This window comes from Alteromonas sp. DYW1 (assembly GCF_059752595.1).
In genome coordinates this window covers 284,761-300,861 of record NZ_CM186038.1, presented here as the reverse complement: position 1 = coordinate 300,861, position 16,101 = coordinate 284,761, and the positions used below count along the sequence as shown (strand labels likewise).

The 16,101-nt window shown below is 46.3% G+C and carries 14 protein-coding genes; 6 read left to right on the top strand and 8 right to left on the bottom strand.

The features are described from left to right. Positions 1 to 219: 219 nt before the first annotated feature. From accC to cutA, 6 genes are all read right to left on the bottom strand, one after another. Positions 220 to 1,563 carry an acetyl-CoA carboxylase biotin carboxylase subunit gene (gene accC, locus AC121Z_RS01350; protein WP_498126019.1) on the bottom strand — a complete coding sequence of 448 codons (1,344 nt, stop codon included), beginning with the start codon at positions 1,561 to 1,563 and terminating at the stop codon, positions 220 to 222. A gap of 14 nt (positions 1,564 to 1,577) precedes the next feature. Next, the gene (gene accB, locus AC121Z_RS01345) at positions 1,578 to 2,033 is read right to left on the bottom strand and encodes an acetyl-CoA carboxylase biotin carboxyl carrier protein (RefSeq protein WP_498126018.1); all 456 of its coding nucleotides are present in this window, start codon (positions 2,031 to 2,033) and stop codon (positions 1,578 to 1,580) included. A 16-nt stretch (positions 2,034 to 2,049) separates the two neighbouring features. Continuing rightward, a complete protein-coding gene (aroQ, locus tag AC121Z_RS01340) occupies positions 2,050 to 2,490 on the bottom strand; it encodes a type II 3-dehydroquinate dehydratase (protein ID WP_498126016.1) in 441 nt (146 codons plus the stop codon). A 291-nt stretch (positions 2,491 to 2,781) separates the two neighbouring features. Beyond that, the gene (locus tag AC121Z_RS01335; protein WP_498126014.1) at positions 2,782 to 3,615 is read right to left on the bottom strand and encodes a M23 family metallopeptidase; all 834 of its coding nucleotides are present in this window, start codon (positions 3,613 to 3,615) and stop codon (positions 2,782 to 2,784) included. Then, the gene (locus tag AC121Z_RS01330; protein ID WP_498126012.1) at positions 3,590 to 5,416 is read right to left on the bottom strand and encodes a protein-disulfide reductase DsbD; all 1,827 of its coding nucleotides are present in this window, start codon (positions 5,414 to 5,416) and stop codon (positions 3,590 to 3,592) included. Before AC121Z_RS01330 ends, AC121Z_RS01335 begins: the two co-directional genes overlap by 26 nt. Next, positions 5,413 to 5,736, bottom strand: coding sequence for a divalent-cation tolerance protein CutA (cutA, locus tag AC121Z_RS01325; protein WP_498126010.1), 324 nt, complete (start codon positions 5,734 to 5,736; stop codon positions 5,413 to 5,415). The genes AC121Z_RS01330 and cutA overlap by 4 nt, the downstream gene beginning before the upstream one ends. A gap of 254 nt (positions 5,737 to 5,990) precedes the next feature. On the opposite strand from cutA, the gene AC121Z_RS01320 reads away from it, so the two are divergent. From AC121Z_RS01320 to AC121Z_RS01295, 6 genes are all read left to right on the top strand, one after another. Further along, on the top strand, positions 5,991 to 6,509 hold the full coding sequence (locus AC121Z_RS01320) for an FxsA family protein (RefSeq protein WP_498126009.1): 519 nt from the start codon (positions 5,991 to 5,993) through the stop codon (positions 6,507 to 6,509). A gap of 172 nt (positions 6,510 to 6,681) precedes the next feature. Beyond that, positions 6,682 to 6,972 (top strand): co-chaperone GroES, encoded by a 291-nt coding sequence (locus AC121Z_RS01315; protein ID WP_100657898.1) that lies wholly within the window; start codon positions 6,682 to 6,684, stop codon positions 6,970 to 6,972. A 37-nt stretch (positions 6,973 to 7,009) separates the two neighbouring features. Further along, on the top strand, positions 7,010 to 8,653 hold the full coding sequence (groL, locus tag AC121Z_RS01310) for a chaperonin GroEL (RefSeq protein WP_498126007.1): 1,644 nt from the start codon (positions 7,010 to 7,012) through the stop codon (positions 8,651 to 8,653). Between the two features lie 130 nt (positions 8,654 to 8,783). Then, positions 8,784 to 9,314, top strand: a complete 531-nt coding sequence (locus tag AC121Z_RS01305) for a DUF5655 domain-containing protein (protein WP_498126005.1) — start codon at positions 8,784 to 8,786, stop codon at positions 9,312 to 9,314. Positions 9,315 to 9,418: 104 nt separating this feature from the next. Continuing rightward, positions 9,419 to 13,876 carry an ExeM/NucH family extracellular endonuclease gene (locus tag AC121Z_RS01300; protein ID WP_498126003.1) on the top strand — a complete coding sequence of 1,486 codons (4,458 nt, stop codon included), beginning with the start codon at positions 9,419 to 9,421 and terminating at the stop codon, positions 13,874 to 13,876. 11 nt (positions 13,877 to 13,887) lie between these two features. Beyond that, a complete protein-coding gene (locus AC121Z_RS01295; RefSeq protein ID WP_498126001.1) occupies positions 13,888 to 14,436 on the top strand; it encodes a hypothetical protein in 549 nt (182 codons plus the stop codon). Positions 14,437 to 14,515: 79 nt separating this feature from the next. Here the strand turns inward: AC121Z_RS01295 and AC121Z_RS01290 are convergent, their stop codons facing one another. After that, positions 14,516 to 15,559, bottom strand: coding sequence for an SO_0444 family Cu/Zn efflux transporter (locus AC121Z_RS01290; protein WP_498125999.1), 1,044 nt, complete (start codon positions 15,557 to 15,559; stop codon positions 14,516 to 14,518). Then, on the bottom strand, positions 15,546 to 15,974 hold the full coding sequence (locus AC121Z_RS01285) for a MerR family transcriptional regulator (protein ID WP_498125997.1): 429 nt from the start codon (positions 15,972 to 15,974) through the stop codon (positions 15,546 to 15,548). Before AC121Z_RS01285 ends, AC121Z_RS01290 begins: the two co-directional genes overlap by 14 nt. Positions 15,975 to 16,101 lie beyond the last annotated feature (127 nt).

Here is a 16,101-nt window from a genome sequence, read left to right as displayed (position 1 = left end):
ATCACATTAATGTAGGTCATTCCGAACATATTCAACAGGATGCATCTTAGCAAGGTCGGTAGTGGTATTTCTGCTGTTAGAAGCTAGAAGCAAAAACCGGTTTATCCCACGTCTGAGCAGTCAACCTTTTAGCAATAAAAAGCCCCTCATTTAAAGGGGCTGTAATTACGTGTCGAGACTCAAAACATCGCCTGCATAAGCGAGTTGAGCAGCCTTAAGCTAGGCCATACCGAGTTTCTTTTCTAGATAGTGGATGTTAGTACCACCGGCAGAAAAGTTTTCATCAGCCATGATCTTGCGTTGTAACGGAATGTTGGTCTTTATTCCTTCAATCACCAGTTCATCCAGCGCGTGACGCATACGCGCGATGGCTTCATCACGACTTTCACCGTAGGTGATCAATTTGCCAATCATTGAGTCATAGTATGGCGGAACGCTATACCCAGCATAGATATGCGAATCCCAGCGCACACCCAAACCGCCGGGCGAATGGAACATATTGATGGTGCCCGGACTAGGAATAAAAGTCTCTGGATCTTCGGCGTTAATGCGACATTCGATCGCGTGACCACGCACTTTGATTTGCGACTGATCAATCGATAAGGGCTGACCGGCGGCGATGCGTAATTGCTCTTTGATTAAGTCTACACCGGTGATCATTTCTGACACTGGGTGTTCAACCTGAATACGCGTGTTCATCTCAATGAAATAGAATTCGCCGTTTTCGTACAAAAACTCAAACGTTCCCGCACCTCGATACCCAATTTCAATACACGCGCGGCGACACCGCTCACCTATTTTGTTACGCATCTGCTCAGAGATTCCAGGAGCTGGTGCTTCCTCAACGACCTTTTGGTGGCGTCGCTGCATCGAACAATCCCGTTCCGCTAAGTGAATGGCATTACCCTGACCGTCTGCCAATACTTGGATCTCAACATGCCGTGGATTCTCAAGAAACTTCTCCATGTACACCATGCTGTTACCAAACGCGGCACCCGCTTCTGCTTGGGTCGTGCTGATGGCGTTGATTAGCTCAGCTTCACTGCGCACCACACGCATACCACGACCACCACCACCACCCGCGGCTTTAACAATAATCGGGTAGCCAATGCGCTTCGCGATACTCTTGTTCTTTTCAGTATCGTTAGTCAATGGTCCGTCTGAACCAGGAACGCAGGGGACTCCCGCTTTCTTCATTGCGCTAATCGCTGAAACTTTATCCCCCATCAGATTGATGGTATCTGCGGTAGGACCGACAAATATAAAGCCCGAGCGTTCAACCGCTTCGGCAAAATCAGCATTTTCAGCTAAGAACCCATAACCCGGATGGATAGCAATGGAATTAGTGACCTCTGCAGCCGCAATGATCCGCGGGATATTCAAATAACTTTCGGTTGCTGATGGCTTGCCAATACAAATGGATTCGTCGGCCAAGAGCACATGCTTGAGATTTTGATCGGCAGTAGAATGTACCGCGACCGTCTTTATCCCAAGTTCTTTGCAAGCCCGTAAGATCCGCAACGCGATCTCACCACGGTTTGCTATCAATACTTTATCAAGCATAGTGAGATACTCGCTTATTCAATAATGAACATCGGTTGATCAAATTCAACGGCGTCTTGGTTCTCGACCAATATCTCACGAACAACCCCGGCCTTATCAGCTTCGATTTGATTCATCATTTTCATCGCCTCAACGATACACAGGGTGTCGCCGACATTCACCGATTGTCCTACCTCAACAAAAGGTTTTGCGTCTGGTGATGATGCTCGGTAGAAGGTACCAACCATCGGTGACTTAACCACGTGACCAGTAATTTCGGCCGCTGGTGCTGCGGCGGGCGCAGCCGGTGCCGCAGGAGCCGCTGGCGCTGGTGCAGCTAGGGGCGCTGTGTACTGCATAGGTTGCTGCATAACCGCTTGACTAGAACCACGGTGGATACGTACTGATTCTTCACCTTCGGTAATTTCCAGTTCTGCAATTCCCGACTCTTCCACTAACTCAATGAGTTTTTTGATTTTTCTAATGTCCATAATCTGTCTCTGTCTTTTAAGATTGTTGTTTTAAGTAAGTTACTAGTGCATTTAGTCCCAGGCTGTAACTGTTTGCACCAAAGCCACAGATCACACCTATGGCTATATCAGATAAATACGAATGCTGACGAAATGGCTCACGCGCATGCACGTTCGATAAGTGCACTTCAACAAAAGGCACTGCAACACTCAACAAAGCATCGCGCAATGCCACACTGGTATGCGTGAATGCCGCAGGATTAATTAAAATCCCAGCATACTCACCAGCTGCAACATGGATAGCATCGATCAACTCATGCTCAGCATTGGATTGCACGTGCGCTAGCTGAACACCCAATGAGTCCGCCTCTTCTGTTAGGCGCGTAACGATGCTATTTAAGCTTTCCGAACCGTATTTTTCTGGTTCGCGGGTTCCCAACATATTCAAATTGGGCCCATTCAGTAACAGTAACTTCAAAATTTCGTAGCCATTTGCGATGAACGTGCAGCTAAACTAACACATAAATTTAGTTATGTGGCAGATTGATGGATATTTAACCTGCACAATAACTCAATACACTCTAGAACCAGAATTATAGACAAAACCGACAAGATCTCAGCAAAATACTGGTCTAATGAGGTTTATACTGCCCGTTTGTCGACACTTTGTTGTGATTAATCGATGTTATTTGACGTCTGTGGAATGCCTTTCATCCAAAACACCAACAAATACATAGAAAATGGGGATTTCTGCGCGAATGAGCGACTATTATGAATCACTAAAGCGGAATGGTAGGGACTCATAATTACCCTGGGATAACGGCCGATACACCGCGAAATGCAAATGCGGTAGTGACGAGAAGCCAGTATTACCAGAGTATCCAATCAGTTGACCTGTAGCTATCTGATCGCCGCGCTTAACGGTAACACCGCGATAGCGCAAATGATGATATTCGCCGGTGGTACCATCGCTATGCAATATAACAATATAGTTGGCGTACGGTGCATAGCGGCGCGAACTGCCGCCGCGGGTATGCGATTCTTCAATATCAATAACTGTTCCTGCTCGCGCGGCATGAATAGGCGTACCGACGGGTACGGCAAAGTCCACTGCATAGCGCGACGCGCCAGTATGACTGAAGGCGCCGCCAAAGCCCTGAACTTTGGTGAACGTTTGATCGGGAGCGAATGGATAACGATAAGTGACTTTAGGATCATGTTCAGCATCTAAGCGCCCACCCGCCCATTGCACAGTGTATTGCATGCGAGCCAACACCGATTCTTCACCCTCACCTAACTGCACCAAGGTAATCGGGTCAGTCGTCAGTAAATTTACCGTTTTTTCGTGCTTTTGAATCACACCATCGTTAGCTCGCCAAGAGGCGTTGACGGTAACGACAACAGGAAATAGCGTTTGATTATAGAGCAACAGCCGCTGAGTACGACTATCACGCTCAACACAAAACCAATCATCGAAACAGTCGGCAGCATAGCTAACGCTAGAAGACAGTACGCAGGTCAGAATGAGTAGCAGCTTAAGCCGCTGCGCTAATTTCGCAGCGACCGGCCACTGTTTGCTATTTCGGTAAATTCCGCCGGACATGTGCAGCAAAAGGTTCAGCCCGCATAAAGCCAGTGACGCGCGCTTTACTCAGCTCACGCCCATCTTTATCAAAAAATAAAATGGTTGGTAAGCCGAGTACCGCAAAGGTTTCTTGAAACTCAAGATTGGAAGGCGTGTTATCCGTCAGATCAATTTGCATCCAAACGGTTTCACTCAAAGCATCAACGACTGCTGGATCAGGAAAGGTATACTTTTCAAACTCTTTACACGCAACACACCAGTCCGCATACAAATCGAGCATGACGCTTTTCCCCTCGCCTACCGCGCGACCTAATTTAGCTTCAAAATCAGCTAAGTCTCTGACCACGATAAACTCGGGGTGGGCCAACGCTGTAGTTTGCGCTGCATCGGTTGAGGATTTACCTCCCGAATTGAGCTGCAACGCATTGTATCCGTACAAAGCAGACGCGATTAAGCCTGCGAAAATAATAAAAGTGCGTGCGCCTTTGGCGAAGTTAAGCGAGGTTTCTTGGTTCATCACGAAGAAATAGCTAAACGTTGCGAAACCCAATGCTGCATACATTATGTCAGTCCACACACTGATCCATAGACGTTCAATAAACAGTACAGCCACCGCTAACATCATAAAGCCGAAAGTGACTTTAACCACATTCATCCAATTGCCCGCTTTAGGCAGTAACTTACCCCCCGTCATGCCGAACAAAATTAATGGTATGCCCATGCCGATACTCAAGGCATATAGCGAAATAAAGCCCAACGTTAAATCACCGGATTGGGCAATAAACAACAATATCCCGGTTAATGGTGCTGTAGTGCAAGGTGATGCAACCAAACCCGAAATCATGCCCATAATAAATACGCCAAACCAGCTGCCGCCTTTTTGCTGGTTGCTAAGATTGTTGAGCTTTTCTTGCCAGCGGCTGGGTAACTGTAATTCATAGGCACCGAACATCACCAGCGCTAACAGCACAAAAAGCACTATTAGTACAATGAGTATTGCCGGGTGCTGCAGTGCTGCCTGAAACTTCACGCCAGCAGAGGCAACAACCAAGCCAAGTAATGAGTAAGTAATGGCCATACCCTGCACGTACACAAATGACAGAGTAAAGGCCCGAGAGGTTTTGATTTGTTTACCCTGACCAATCACGATACCCGACAAAATCGGATACATAGGAAATACGCAGGGAGTAAACGCTAAACCAATCCCTAACGCTAAAAATAGCAACAGGGTAATCAACAAGCCTTCGTCAGACGCGAGGCGTTCTGCCAAATCGAATTGTTGCGAAACACCAGATCCATTTGCGGCACTGCTAGCATCTGCAGTTACGGAGGTTACGTTTTCAATCGCATTATTACTTCCCACTGCATCCAAATAAATCACTCTCGTGGTCGGCGGATAGCAAAGTCCAGCTTCTGCACAACCTTGGTAGCGCAGTTTGACCGAGCCATCTTGTTTGGCTTGCTCAATCGGGAAAGTAAGGGATAGTTGGTTAAAAAACACTTCGGATACACCGAAGAATTCATCTTCAATTTCAGTCCCTAAAGGGAATGCAGGCTCTCCAAGCGCGACGTCTTTTGTGACGGTTTTAAACTGCTTCTTATATAAGTAATAGCCGTCAGCGATATCAAAGGTTACGAGTAATTCATTACCTCGCTGACTAAAATCAAACTGGAAGGCTTGTTCTTCTTTTAGAAATTGTGGCTCTTCAGCAAAAATGTCCGCAAGTGGATCGCCACTATTTAGTGCCTGTGCTTGGCAAGCCCATGGGAAGGCCAACGCCAAGGTGATAATCAATAAAATGATATTTCTGTACTTCATGACAACGTTTGTTCTATCCAATTCAAATAATCTTTGCTCGCTTGAGCATCCAGTAAAACCCATTCCGGTAAATCATAAGGGTGTAAACTTAACACCAACTTAAATGCGGCCTCGATTTGATCCGGCCGAGTTTTTATCAGTAATTGACACTCTGGTTCTTCAACCACTTCACCTTGCCACTGATAAACCGATGTAACGCTCTCAATAATATTCACACAAGCTGCTAGCTTCGCCGTCACCAGCGCGCGCGCAATTTGCGTTGCCGTTGGCTTACTCGACACTGTACAAAGCGCCAGCACCAACCTGTTCGATGAGTTCATAGCATTGACCTGAGAATTGCGCAAAGCATTTCAAATTTGTCGGCATAGTAGCAAGTACCTATGCCAACGACTATGGTAAGTTACATACGTAAGTGTCGGAAATGTTGATCGACCGTACGTAATTTAAATACGATAACTGTAGCTGACATCGCGTTTTCTCTCACATTTACTTACACTTGACCATGCAGTTAGGGTCTTGATTTCAACCCGATGACCCCAATTGCATAACAATAGACACACCAGAGGACATGTTTTTGGGGATCTTATTCTTACTGTTTGCGGTTATGCCGATTGTGGAAATCGCCTTGCTGATCCAAGTCGGTGACGTGATTGGCGGCTGGAATACAGTCGCAATTGTAATAGTCACGGCTTTTATCGGTGCCTTTTTGGTTAAACGTGAAGGCATATCAACACTGCAACAAGCACAAGCTAAAATGCAACAAGGCACGCTACCTGGTGAAGAACTCGCACAAGGGTTATTATTGGTCATCGCCGGTGTTTTGCTTGTCACTCCCGGTTTTGTCACCGACATAATTGGATTGCTTTTTACCTTACCCCCAACGCGAAAGTTGTTTGCCAAGGGCTTACTACAAAGAATGGCGAACAGTCAGCGGGTGCAAACTCATGTGTTCACCCAAACTGAGTTTCATTCATCCGCTCAGCGCGGTTTTACCAGCCGAGCTAATACCGACCACAGCGATATCATCGAAGGCGAATATCAAGAGCGTAAAACCGAGCCAAGTCAGCAAATCGACCACAATGAAAAGCCCTAGTGCACCGCGTATCCTTGTCTCACGATAAAAATTTTAAAAAATTTTTATTGAAAGCCCTTGAGTTTATCAGGGGCATACCCATTTATCCCCGCAGTAAAAACTTTTAGTCAGTCCGTAACTACGGACAATTGATAAAAACCCAGTAAATTTGGAATTTTCAGGAGATTTGAAAATGGCAATTCGTCCTTTACACGACCGCGTTATCGTTCAGCGCGAAGACCAAGAAAGCAAGTCTGCGGGCGGCATCGTATTAACCGGTTCAGCGGCAGAAAAATCAACTCGTGGCAAAATCATTGCTGTGGGTAATGGTCGCGTACTTGAAAATGGCGATGTTAAAGCGCTCGACGTTAAAGTCGGCGACACCGTTATTTTCAATGACGGTTACGGTGTGAAAACCGAGAAGTTAGATGGTGAGGAAGTACTCATCATGAGCGAAAGCGACATTCTAGCTATCGTTGAGTAAGACTTTTAACCCACACAGAATTTAGAGGAAAATAAAAATGGCAGCTAAAGAAGTCCGTTTTGGTAACGATGCCCGCACTAAGATGCTGGCAGGTGTAAATGTTCTAGCCAACGCTGTAAAAGTAACTTTAGGTCCTAAAGGCCGTAACGTTGTTTTAGACAAATCATTCGGTGCGCCAACAATCACTAAAGATGGTGTATCTGTGGCAAAGGAAATCGAGCTAGAAGATAAGTTCGAGAATATGGGCGCCCAGATGGTTAAAGAAGTTGCGTCTAAAGCAAATGATGAAGCGGGTGACGGAACAACTACTGCAACAGTTCTAGCGCAAGCTATCGTAACTGAAGGTTTGAAATCAGTTGCTGCGGGTATGAACCCAATGGATCTTAAACGCGGTATCGACAAAGCGGTTACTGCCGCTGTTGAACAATTGAAAGCAAACTCTGTCCCTTGTGCCGACAGTAAAGCAATTGCTCAGGTGGGTACTATTTCAGCAAACTCTGACTCTGAAGTCGGTGAAATCATTGCTGAAGCCATGGATAAAGTAGGCAAAGAAGGTGTTATCACTGTTGAAGAAGGCCAAGCGCTACAAAACGAACTTGATGTTGTTGAAGGCATGCAGTTTGACCGTGGTTACTTGTCACCTTACTTCATCAACAACCAGGAAAATGGTGTTGTTGAACTAGACAGCCCTTACATTCTTTTGGTTGACAAGAAAATCTCTAACATCCGTGAATTGCTTCCTACTCTCGAAGCCGTCGCTAAGTCATCTAAGCCATTGATGATCATCGCTGAAGATGTAGAAGGTGAGGCACTTGCTACGCTAGTGGTTAACAACATGCGCGGTATCGTTAAAGTTGCAGCGGTTAAAGCACCAGGTTTTGGTGACCGTCGTAAAGCGATGCTGCAAGACATTGCCACCTTGACTGGCGGTACGGTTATCTCTGAAGAAATTGGTCTAGAGCTTGAAAAAGTTCAACTTGAAGATCTGGGTACAGCGAAGCGTGTAGTGATCAGCAAAGACAACACAACGGTTGTTGATGGTGCGGGTGAAGAAGACGCAATCCAAGGCCGTTGTGCGCAGATCCGTGCTCAAATCGAAGAGTCAACGTCAGACTACGACAAAGAAAAGCTTCAAGAGCGTCTAGCTAAACTCGCTGGCGGTGTTGCGGTAATCAAAGTCGGCGCAGCAACTGAAGTTGAAATGAAAGAGAAGAAAGCGCGTGTCGAAGATGCCTTACATGCAACGCGTGCCGCGGTTGAAGAAGGCGTGGTTGCAGGTGGTGGTGTTGCATTAGTGCGCGCAGCGTCAGCAATTACTGACTTGCAAGGCGATAATGAAGACCAAACTCACGGTATCAAACTAGCGCTTCGCGCGATGGAAGCACCGCTTCGCCAAATCGCGTCAAACGCCGGTGCAGAAGCATCAGTTGTGACTAACAGCGTTAAAAACGGTGAAGGTAACTACGGTTACAATGCAGGTAACGATACTTACGGTGACATGATCGAAATGGGAATTTTGGACCCAACTAAAGTCACTCGCTCTGCGCTTCAGTTCGCAGCGTCAATCGCGAGCTTGATGATCACCACTGAAGCAATGGTTACTGAAGTACCAAAAGAAGAAGCACCAATGCCTGATATGGGCGGCATGGGTGGCATGGGCGGCATGGGCGGCATGATGTAAGCCAGTCTCGCTCAATAGCCTTAAACAAACCCACGCATTGCAAAATGCGTGGGTTTTTTATTGATAATAAATAGGGCTATTGCTCTGCGTCAACTACACTGATGGGAGGCGAGTTAACCTGAGAAATCAGATGGAAGAAAATTTACTCGAAAAAACCGGTAAAACGCTAGCCCAATGGAAAACATCATTAGCACCTAAAAACTTTAGTAAGCATGGCGAGATCATGGCTTATTTAAAAGGCGATTGCGGGATAAGTCATGGCTACGCTAACTTCATTGCACTGAAATTTCGCGAAAGTGATGCGGCCAGCAAAGATCCAGAGGAATTGGTCAATTCACAATATGAAGGTAAAGAAAACCTCAAACCGATTTACGCCGCATTGATAACACAAATACAAGCCTTGGGCGGTGACGTTGAAATCATCCCTAAAAACAAAGCCGTTTCCTGTAAACGTAAACGCCAATTCGCCCTTATTCAACCCAGTACCAAAACGCGTATTGATCTAGGTTTGAAGTTTAATGACCGAACGTGTGAGGGACGGCTTGAATCGTCAGGACCATTTGGCACTATGTGCAGTCATCGCGTACAACTTACTGATATATCGCAGGTTGATAAAGAATTACTATTCTTTTTACAACAAGCTTACCGAGAAGCTGGTTAGTCGCCCCGCATTGAGCGTCAAAAAAATGACAAAAATGTCATATTATCGTCATATTTGATGTATATTCTCGCGCGTTCATTTTTTAACCTAGCGAGGAGAAGTACGTGGCGCATCGTATATTATTTGCCCTAGCCGCGATAGCTGGAAGCACACAACTGGCTAATGCCAGTGATTTGCTAATCACTGAAGTGGTTGAAGGCAGTAGCAATAACAAGGCGGTTGAGATTTCTAATATCTCTAACGCAAGTATCGACCTAAGCCAATATTCACTGGCCTTTTACTTTAACGGCAACACATCAGCATCAACCACTATTAACTTGAGTGGAAGTTTAGCTCCTGGTGCGTCGTATGTTGTCGCCGATAATGATGCGGATCCAACAATCCTCGCTGCAGCTGATCAAATCAGCAACTCTGGCTTCTTCAATGGCGACGATGCGATTGTGTTATTAAACGGTGCAAACTTCGTCGATATCGTTGGTCAAATCGGTGTCGACCCAGGTTCAGAATGGGGCACAGGTGTTGTTAGCACTAAAGACAACACCATTGCCCGTTTAGCATCGATCACTAGCGGTGATGTAAACGGTAATGATGCCTTTGACCCTGCTGCAGAATGGGAAGGTTTTGCCAACAATACGTTTACTGGCTTAGGTAGCTTTGTCAGTAATGCTGATAACGGAGGCAACGATGGCGGCTCAAGCAGCTTAGAAGGGGTTTGCTTAAACTGCCCTGACCTGCAGAAAATAGCTGATGCCACACTATTCGACCCGACTAGCTATTACGCGGTCGTCCAAACCGAAATCGACGCAAATTCTGATCGCTCTATCATTAAACAATTGCTCTCAGAAACTATTGCCACTAATCATAAAGTACTCACTTACAGTGAAGTGTGGACAGCACTGACTGAGACTGATGAAGATCCAGCAAATAGCGATAATGTTATTTTGTTCTATTCTGGTTGGTCCTTACCGAAGCTTTCCAACGGCAGTGGTTCGGTTGCCAGCAGCAACCCTGACAACTGGAACCGTGAACACAGCTGGCCAAAGAGTCATGGTTTCTCTGGCACTGAATTTGAAGCGCATAACGATATTCATCACTTACGCCCAACTGATATCTCTATCAATAGTTCACGTGGCAATCTTGATTTTGACAACAGTGATTCCCCACTTGCTGAATCACCCAATAACCGCATCGATGGCGATTCATTTGAGCCACGAGATACGGTTAAAGGTGATGTTGCGCGAATGATGTTCTATATGGACACACGCTATGAAGGGGTTAGTGATTTAACGCCGGATCTGGTCTTAGTGGACCGGATTACTACAACCTCTGAAGATGCCTTGGGTAAACTCTGTACACTGCTGGAGTGGCATGCAGCCGACCCGGTTGATGCGCAAGAGCAACAACGTAATAACACGGTATATGAGTACCAAGGAAACCGTAATCCATTTATCGATAATCCTGCTTGGGTCAATATTTTGTATCCGGCAGACAGCTGTTCAACCGACGGTGGCACTGGCGGCAATGATGGCGACAATGGCGATACTGGTGGGAACGGTGGTGATACCGGTGGCAATGATGGCACTGATAGCACTGCAGCGGCATTAATGCTTAGCGGTGTGGTAGATGGCTCGTTATCGGGCGGCTTACCCAAAGCAGTTGAAATTTTTGTTACCGCTGATACAGACTTGGCCGGTTGTGGCATTGGTAGTGCAAATAATGGCGGTGGCAGTGATGGTGAAGAGTTTAGCTTCCCTGCTCAAGCAGTGAGCGCTGGTAGCTATATTTATCTAGCCAGTGAAGCAACACAATTTACCAACTTCTTTGGTTTCGCACCGGATTTCGTTACCAGTGCAGTCAATGTGAATGGTGACGATGCGCTTGAGCTGTTTTGCCAACAGCAAGTCATTGATACCTTTGGTGACATCAACACCGATGGAACCGGACAACCATGGGAATACATGGATGGCTGGGCATACCGTGTCCCAGGTACTGGGGCAAATCCGAGTTTTGCCATTGCTGATTGGACGTTCAGTGGCACCAACGAACTTGATGGTGTAAGTGTAAATGCAGACGCTGACAAGCCATTCCCGTTAGGTACACACTATTATCAACCACCTGAACTATTTATCTCTGAATATGTAGAAGGTAGTGGCAACAATAAGGCCTTAGAAATTTATAATCCTGCTGCGACTCCAGTGGATTTAAGTGGCTATGACGTTCAAATCTTCTTCAACGGCAATGCCAGTGCGGGGCAAACTATCAGCTTAACTGGTACCCTTGCCGCAAAGGATGTATTTGTCATCCGCAACAGCAGTGCTGACGATGCAAATCTACTTGCAGAAGCTGATCTAGCAAGCGGACAGCTGGCCTTTAATGGTGACGATGCGATTACCTTGCGCAATGGCCAAATCGTGATTGATAGCATTGGCCAAATTGGCGTTGACCCAGGCAGTGAATGGGGTAGCGGCGACCAAAGTACGCAAAATAATACATTACGTCGTAAAGCAGCGATTACTGCTGGCGACACAAATGCGGCCGATGTCTTTGACCCAAGCATTGAATGGGACGGCTTTGCAATCAATGAAACCAGCAATATAGGTGTCTACGGAAATTCTGACGGCAATGGTGGTGGCAATAATGGTGGCGCGCTGGAGCTTGGTGTATGTAGCGATCCTGCGACCGCTGTTTCTGCCATCCAGGGCACTACTGATACGTCACCCGTCGTCAATGAAAGTCACGTGGTTGAAGGCGTTGTAACGGGCGTTTTTGCCGAGCTAGGCGGCTTCTACTTGCAGCAGCAAAATCCTGACGCTGATCCATTAACATCGGAAGGATTGTTTGTTGCCTATGATGCTCAATTCACACTTCCGCAGATGGGCGATAACGTGCGCGCATTGGGTAAAGTCGAGGAAGTTTTCGGGCGCACTCAACTAACGGTTAATGAAGCAGTTTTAGCCTGTGGTACTGGAACAGTGGCGGCAACCAGCATTGACTTGCCGTTGCCTGAAGGGTTTGATTTGGAAAGCCTGGAAAACATGCTCATTACCAACGCGCAGTTGTTAACGGTGAGTGATAACAGCGGTTATGCACGCTTTGGTGAAGTTGTGGTATCTTCACAGCGTTTATTCACTCCTACCCATTTGGCAATTCCGGGTTCTGCACAAGCAGAAGCGATTGCTGCAGATAATCAACGTAATCAGTTGATCTTAGACGACGATCGTAACGGCAGCGCAGTAAACTTCCCGTTTGGCCCGTTCAATCCAAATCAATCGTTACGCACAGGTGCTCAAGTGAATGGATTCACCGGCGTACTTGACTATGGCTTTAATGCTTATCGTGTACGTCAGGTACAGCCAACAGTATTATTAGATAGCAATCCGCGTCAGAATGTACCGGTGATCACACGTGGTAACGTGACTGTGGCTAGTTTCAATGTATTGAATTTATTTAATGGTGACGGACAACAAGGTGGTTTCCCAACCAGTCGCGGTGCTGATACTTACGCAGAATACCAGCGTCAGCTAAGCAAAATTGCCAGCGCAATTGTCGCAATGGATGCCGACATCGTGGGTTTAATGGAAATCGAGAACGATGGATTTGCTGCGACTAGCGCAATCGCTCAGTTGGTCGCCACTGTTAACCAAACCATTGGCAGCAACGCCTATACCTTTGTTAATCTAGGCGCTCCATTAGGCACTGACCAAATTACTGTTGGTATGCTCTACAAGCCTGCCATGGTAACTCCAGTAGGTAATCCACAGGTATTGACATCAGCTAATTCGATTAGCGACAGTGACGGCCCACTATTTGTCGATACTCGCAACCGTCCGTCATTAGCACAACAATTCACAGTCAATGCCAGCGGTGCAGACCTCGTTGTCAATGTTAACCACTTAAAATCGAAAGGTAGTTCGTGTGGCACTGGCGATGACAGTACGAATGGACAGGGCAACTGTAATGGCACGCGCACGCGCGCCGCACAAGCGGTAGCGGCATGGTTAGCAACGACTTATTCGGACTTACCTGTGGTGATCGTTGGTGATTTAAATGCGTATGCTAAAGAAGATCCTATCGATGCGTTGCAAGTAGCCGGATATATTGATGTTGCCCGCGAGCTTGAAGGCCCTGAAGCCTATAGCTATGTGTTTAACGGTCAATTTGGTTCGTTGGATTATGTATTAACCAATGCATCAGCATTTGATGCAGTTGTTGATATCACTGAATGGCACATCAATGCCGATGAACCCTCAGCGTTTGATTACGATTCTAACTATGCCAATAGCAGCGCGGTTAAACCTGCAGAATTGCTTAACACGCTTGTTTATCGTGCCTCAGATCATGACCCAGTTCTTGTCTCTTTTGACCTACAACCGCAGTTCGTGCGTGGGGATTGGGACGGTGATGGTGACGTCGATCTTAACGACTATCGCGGACTATTGCGTGCCATCCAAACCCGTCAACCCGTAGATATGCGGTTTGACTTAAATGAAGATGGTCGTATTACCACCTTCGACGCTCGTGTTTTATTAAGTTTATGTACGCGCCTTAATTGCGCAGTTTAAGGAGTTACTTTATGAAAAAGTTGTTTTTAGTGATTGCTCTATTTTGGAGCGCCGTGGCAAACGCCAATATTATTCAAATTAGCACCGACAGTGTAGATGTTAATCCTGGCGATGTGGTGAACTATAAGATTGAGTTAATTGATTTTGAAGCCTTTGACTTCTTAACCTTTAGCCTAAATTACGATGATTTGTTGCTAACCTATGACGCTAGTTCGCAATTGGATGGCGCCTCGATTGGTGTAGACTTTTTTGGCTTTAGCGACCTATTCATCGACGATTTCTTCAGTGGTTCACTGTTGATATCATTGAACGGGTTCTTCAGCGGTACGGTGTATCAAGGAAGTTTTGTATTAGCAACGTTTAACTTTATTGCCAACGATAGCGGTACGGCGTTCATTAATGCTGACTTTGGTTCTTTTGACAGTTTGGGACTCGGCCAATCGCTGTCTGATTCAACCCCAAGCATCAGAACTGCAAAAGCAACTCAAGTTAGTGAGCCATGGGCGCTAGGTTTAATGCTAATTGGCTTTGCTGGATTAGCGCTTAATCGCAAACGTTAAGTCCTAACCTAGATTATTGATGTTGTAACACGCTCTTGTTACCCAATAAACGCCCGCGGTTTATCCGCGGGCGTTTTTGTTAGTGCTGATGTACATGCTCCGTTTTAGTCTTCGGGCGTAATTGCTTGATAATTTGCCAGACCATTAATGCGGCTAACATGACAGCTGAAATCTGATACAGCATTGATTGCATCGCTGAGTGACCGCCATGACTGAGATCCAAAGGTAAATGATACAACGCGATAATATAATCAAGGGCCAAACCAGCTACAAATGCACTACCGATTAAGGCGATGAGATAAATCCATAATTCGCGCGATCCCAGTTCATTTTTAATGACCATTAGAGTAGCAATATTCGTCGCCGGTCCGGTGAGCATAAATACTAAAGCCGCACCTGGTGAAACTCCCGCCATCATCAAACCAACTGCAATGGGTGTTGAAGCGGTTGCACATATATACATTGGGATCGATACCGCAACCATCAAAAGCATCGCTAATGGGCCTGACCCATAAGCAGCCATCCAATTCGCGGGAACGTAGGTAACAATAAGCGCCGCAAAAAATAGTCCAATCAGTAGCCACTTCATAAAGTCTGCAAGTAATTTATCAAAACCGTAATGCAAAATAGCCTTGCCTTTGCTCCACATTGACGATGGTGCTGCGCTGGCGGCAGCCGATTTATGACAACAGGATTTTGTTGCGGGCGTCTCGCTGACTATAACGCTCTCTCTCCCCCAGATGGCTATAGCTATACCGGTTACAACTGCTGACATGATAGCTGCGATAGGTCGTGCAATTGCCATGACAGGCCCCATCAAAGCATAAGTGATACCTATTGAGTCGACACCCGTTTCGGGTGTCGCGACTAAAAAGCTCGCAGTACTTGCTTTGCTGGCACCACTCCGGCGGATCCCCATGGCGACAGGGATCACCGAGCACGAACATAGCGGCAGAGGTGCGCCTATAACGGCCGCAGTTAATACTGAACTGCGTTTGCCCAGCGTTTTGTCAATCCATTGGCGCGGTATTAAGTGATGAATAACCCCAGCGAGCAACATGCCTAAAAGTAAATAAGGCGCAGTTTCGATAAATAATCCAACAAAGTTCTCAACGACTAGCATGTGCATCTCCAGATTCAGGGGTTGCCTCTAATTGGCGGATAATAGAACAAAATTCCGCGCTTTCCGCGCCTCCACAGCACTTGTTTGCTAAGGTAGTAAGTGTATTGGCCATTCTTTGTAATTGGGTAATCTTCTCTTCAAGCTCTGCCAATTTCGCCAAGGTAATTGCTTTCGCTTCTGCACACACATGGCTATCTTTAGCATCCTTAATTGAGAGCAGGTCAGCAGTATCTTCCAAGCTAAATCCACTTTCCTTACAGCGACGAATAAAGAGTGCCGTTGCCAAATCGTCTTGGGTGTAATCGCGGTAGTTATTGTCGCTGGATTTTCGCGGTTGCAACAACGCGCGTTTCTCATAATACCGTAATGTATGAGCGGTTAGTCCACTCTTTGCTGCCAATTCACTGATCTTCATAATCTGCTCAATATCAACCACTGTTTATTCCAAACCAGCAGCCCGTTTAAAAGTGTTGTAGCACTGCTAGTTTGCTAGTTTGCTAGTTTGCTAGTTTGCTAGTTTGCTAGTTTGCTAGTTTGCTAGT

Coding starts and splice junctions, on each gene's coding strand:
- accC (WP_498126019.1), bottom strand. CDS start 1,563: ATGCTTGATAAAGTATTGATAGCAAACCGTGGTGAGATCGCGTTGCGG.
- accB (WP_498126018.1), bottom strand. CDS start 2,033: ATGGACATTAGAAAAATCAAAAAACTCATTGAGTTAGTGGAAGAGTCG.
- AC121Z_RS01335 (WP_498126014.1), bottom strand. CDS start 3,615: ATGTCCGGCGGAATTTACCGAAATAGCAAACAGTGGCCGGTCGCTGCG.
- AC121Z_RS01330 (WP_498126012.1), bottom strand. CDS start 5,416: ATGAAGTACAGAAATATCATTTTATTGATTATCACCTTGGCGTTGGCC.
- cutA (WP_498126010.1), bottom strand. CDS start 5,736: ATGAACTCATCGAACAGGTTGGTGCTGGCGCTTTGTACAGTGTCGAGT.
- AC121Z_RS01315 (WP_100657898.1), top strand. CDS start 6,682: ATGGCAATTCGTCCTTTACACGACCGCGTTATCGTTCAGCGCGAAGAC.
- groL (WP_498126007.1), top strand. CDS start 7,010: ATGGCAGCTAAAGAAGTCCGTTTTGGTAACGATGCCCGCACTAAGATG.
- AC121Z_RS01305 (WP_498126005.1), top strand. CDS start 8,784: ATGGAAGAAAATTTACTCGAAAAAACCGGTAAAACGCTAGCCCAATGG.
- AC121Z_RS01295 (WP_498126001.1), top strand. CDS start 13,888: ATGAAAAAGTTGTTTTTAGTGATTGCTCTATTTTGGAGCGCCGTGGCA.
- AC121Z_RS01290 (WP_498125999.1), bottom strand. CDS start 15,559: ATGCTAGTCGTTGAGAACTTTGTTGGATTATTTATCGAAACTGCGCCT.
- AC121Z_RS01285 (WP_498125997.1), bottom strand. CDS start 15,974: ATGAAGATCAGTGAATTGGCAGCAAAGAGTGGACTAACCGCTCATACA.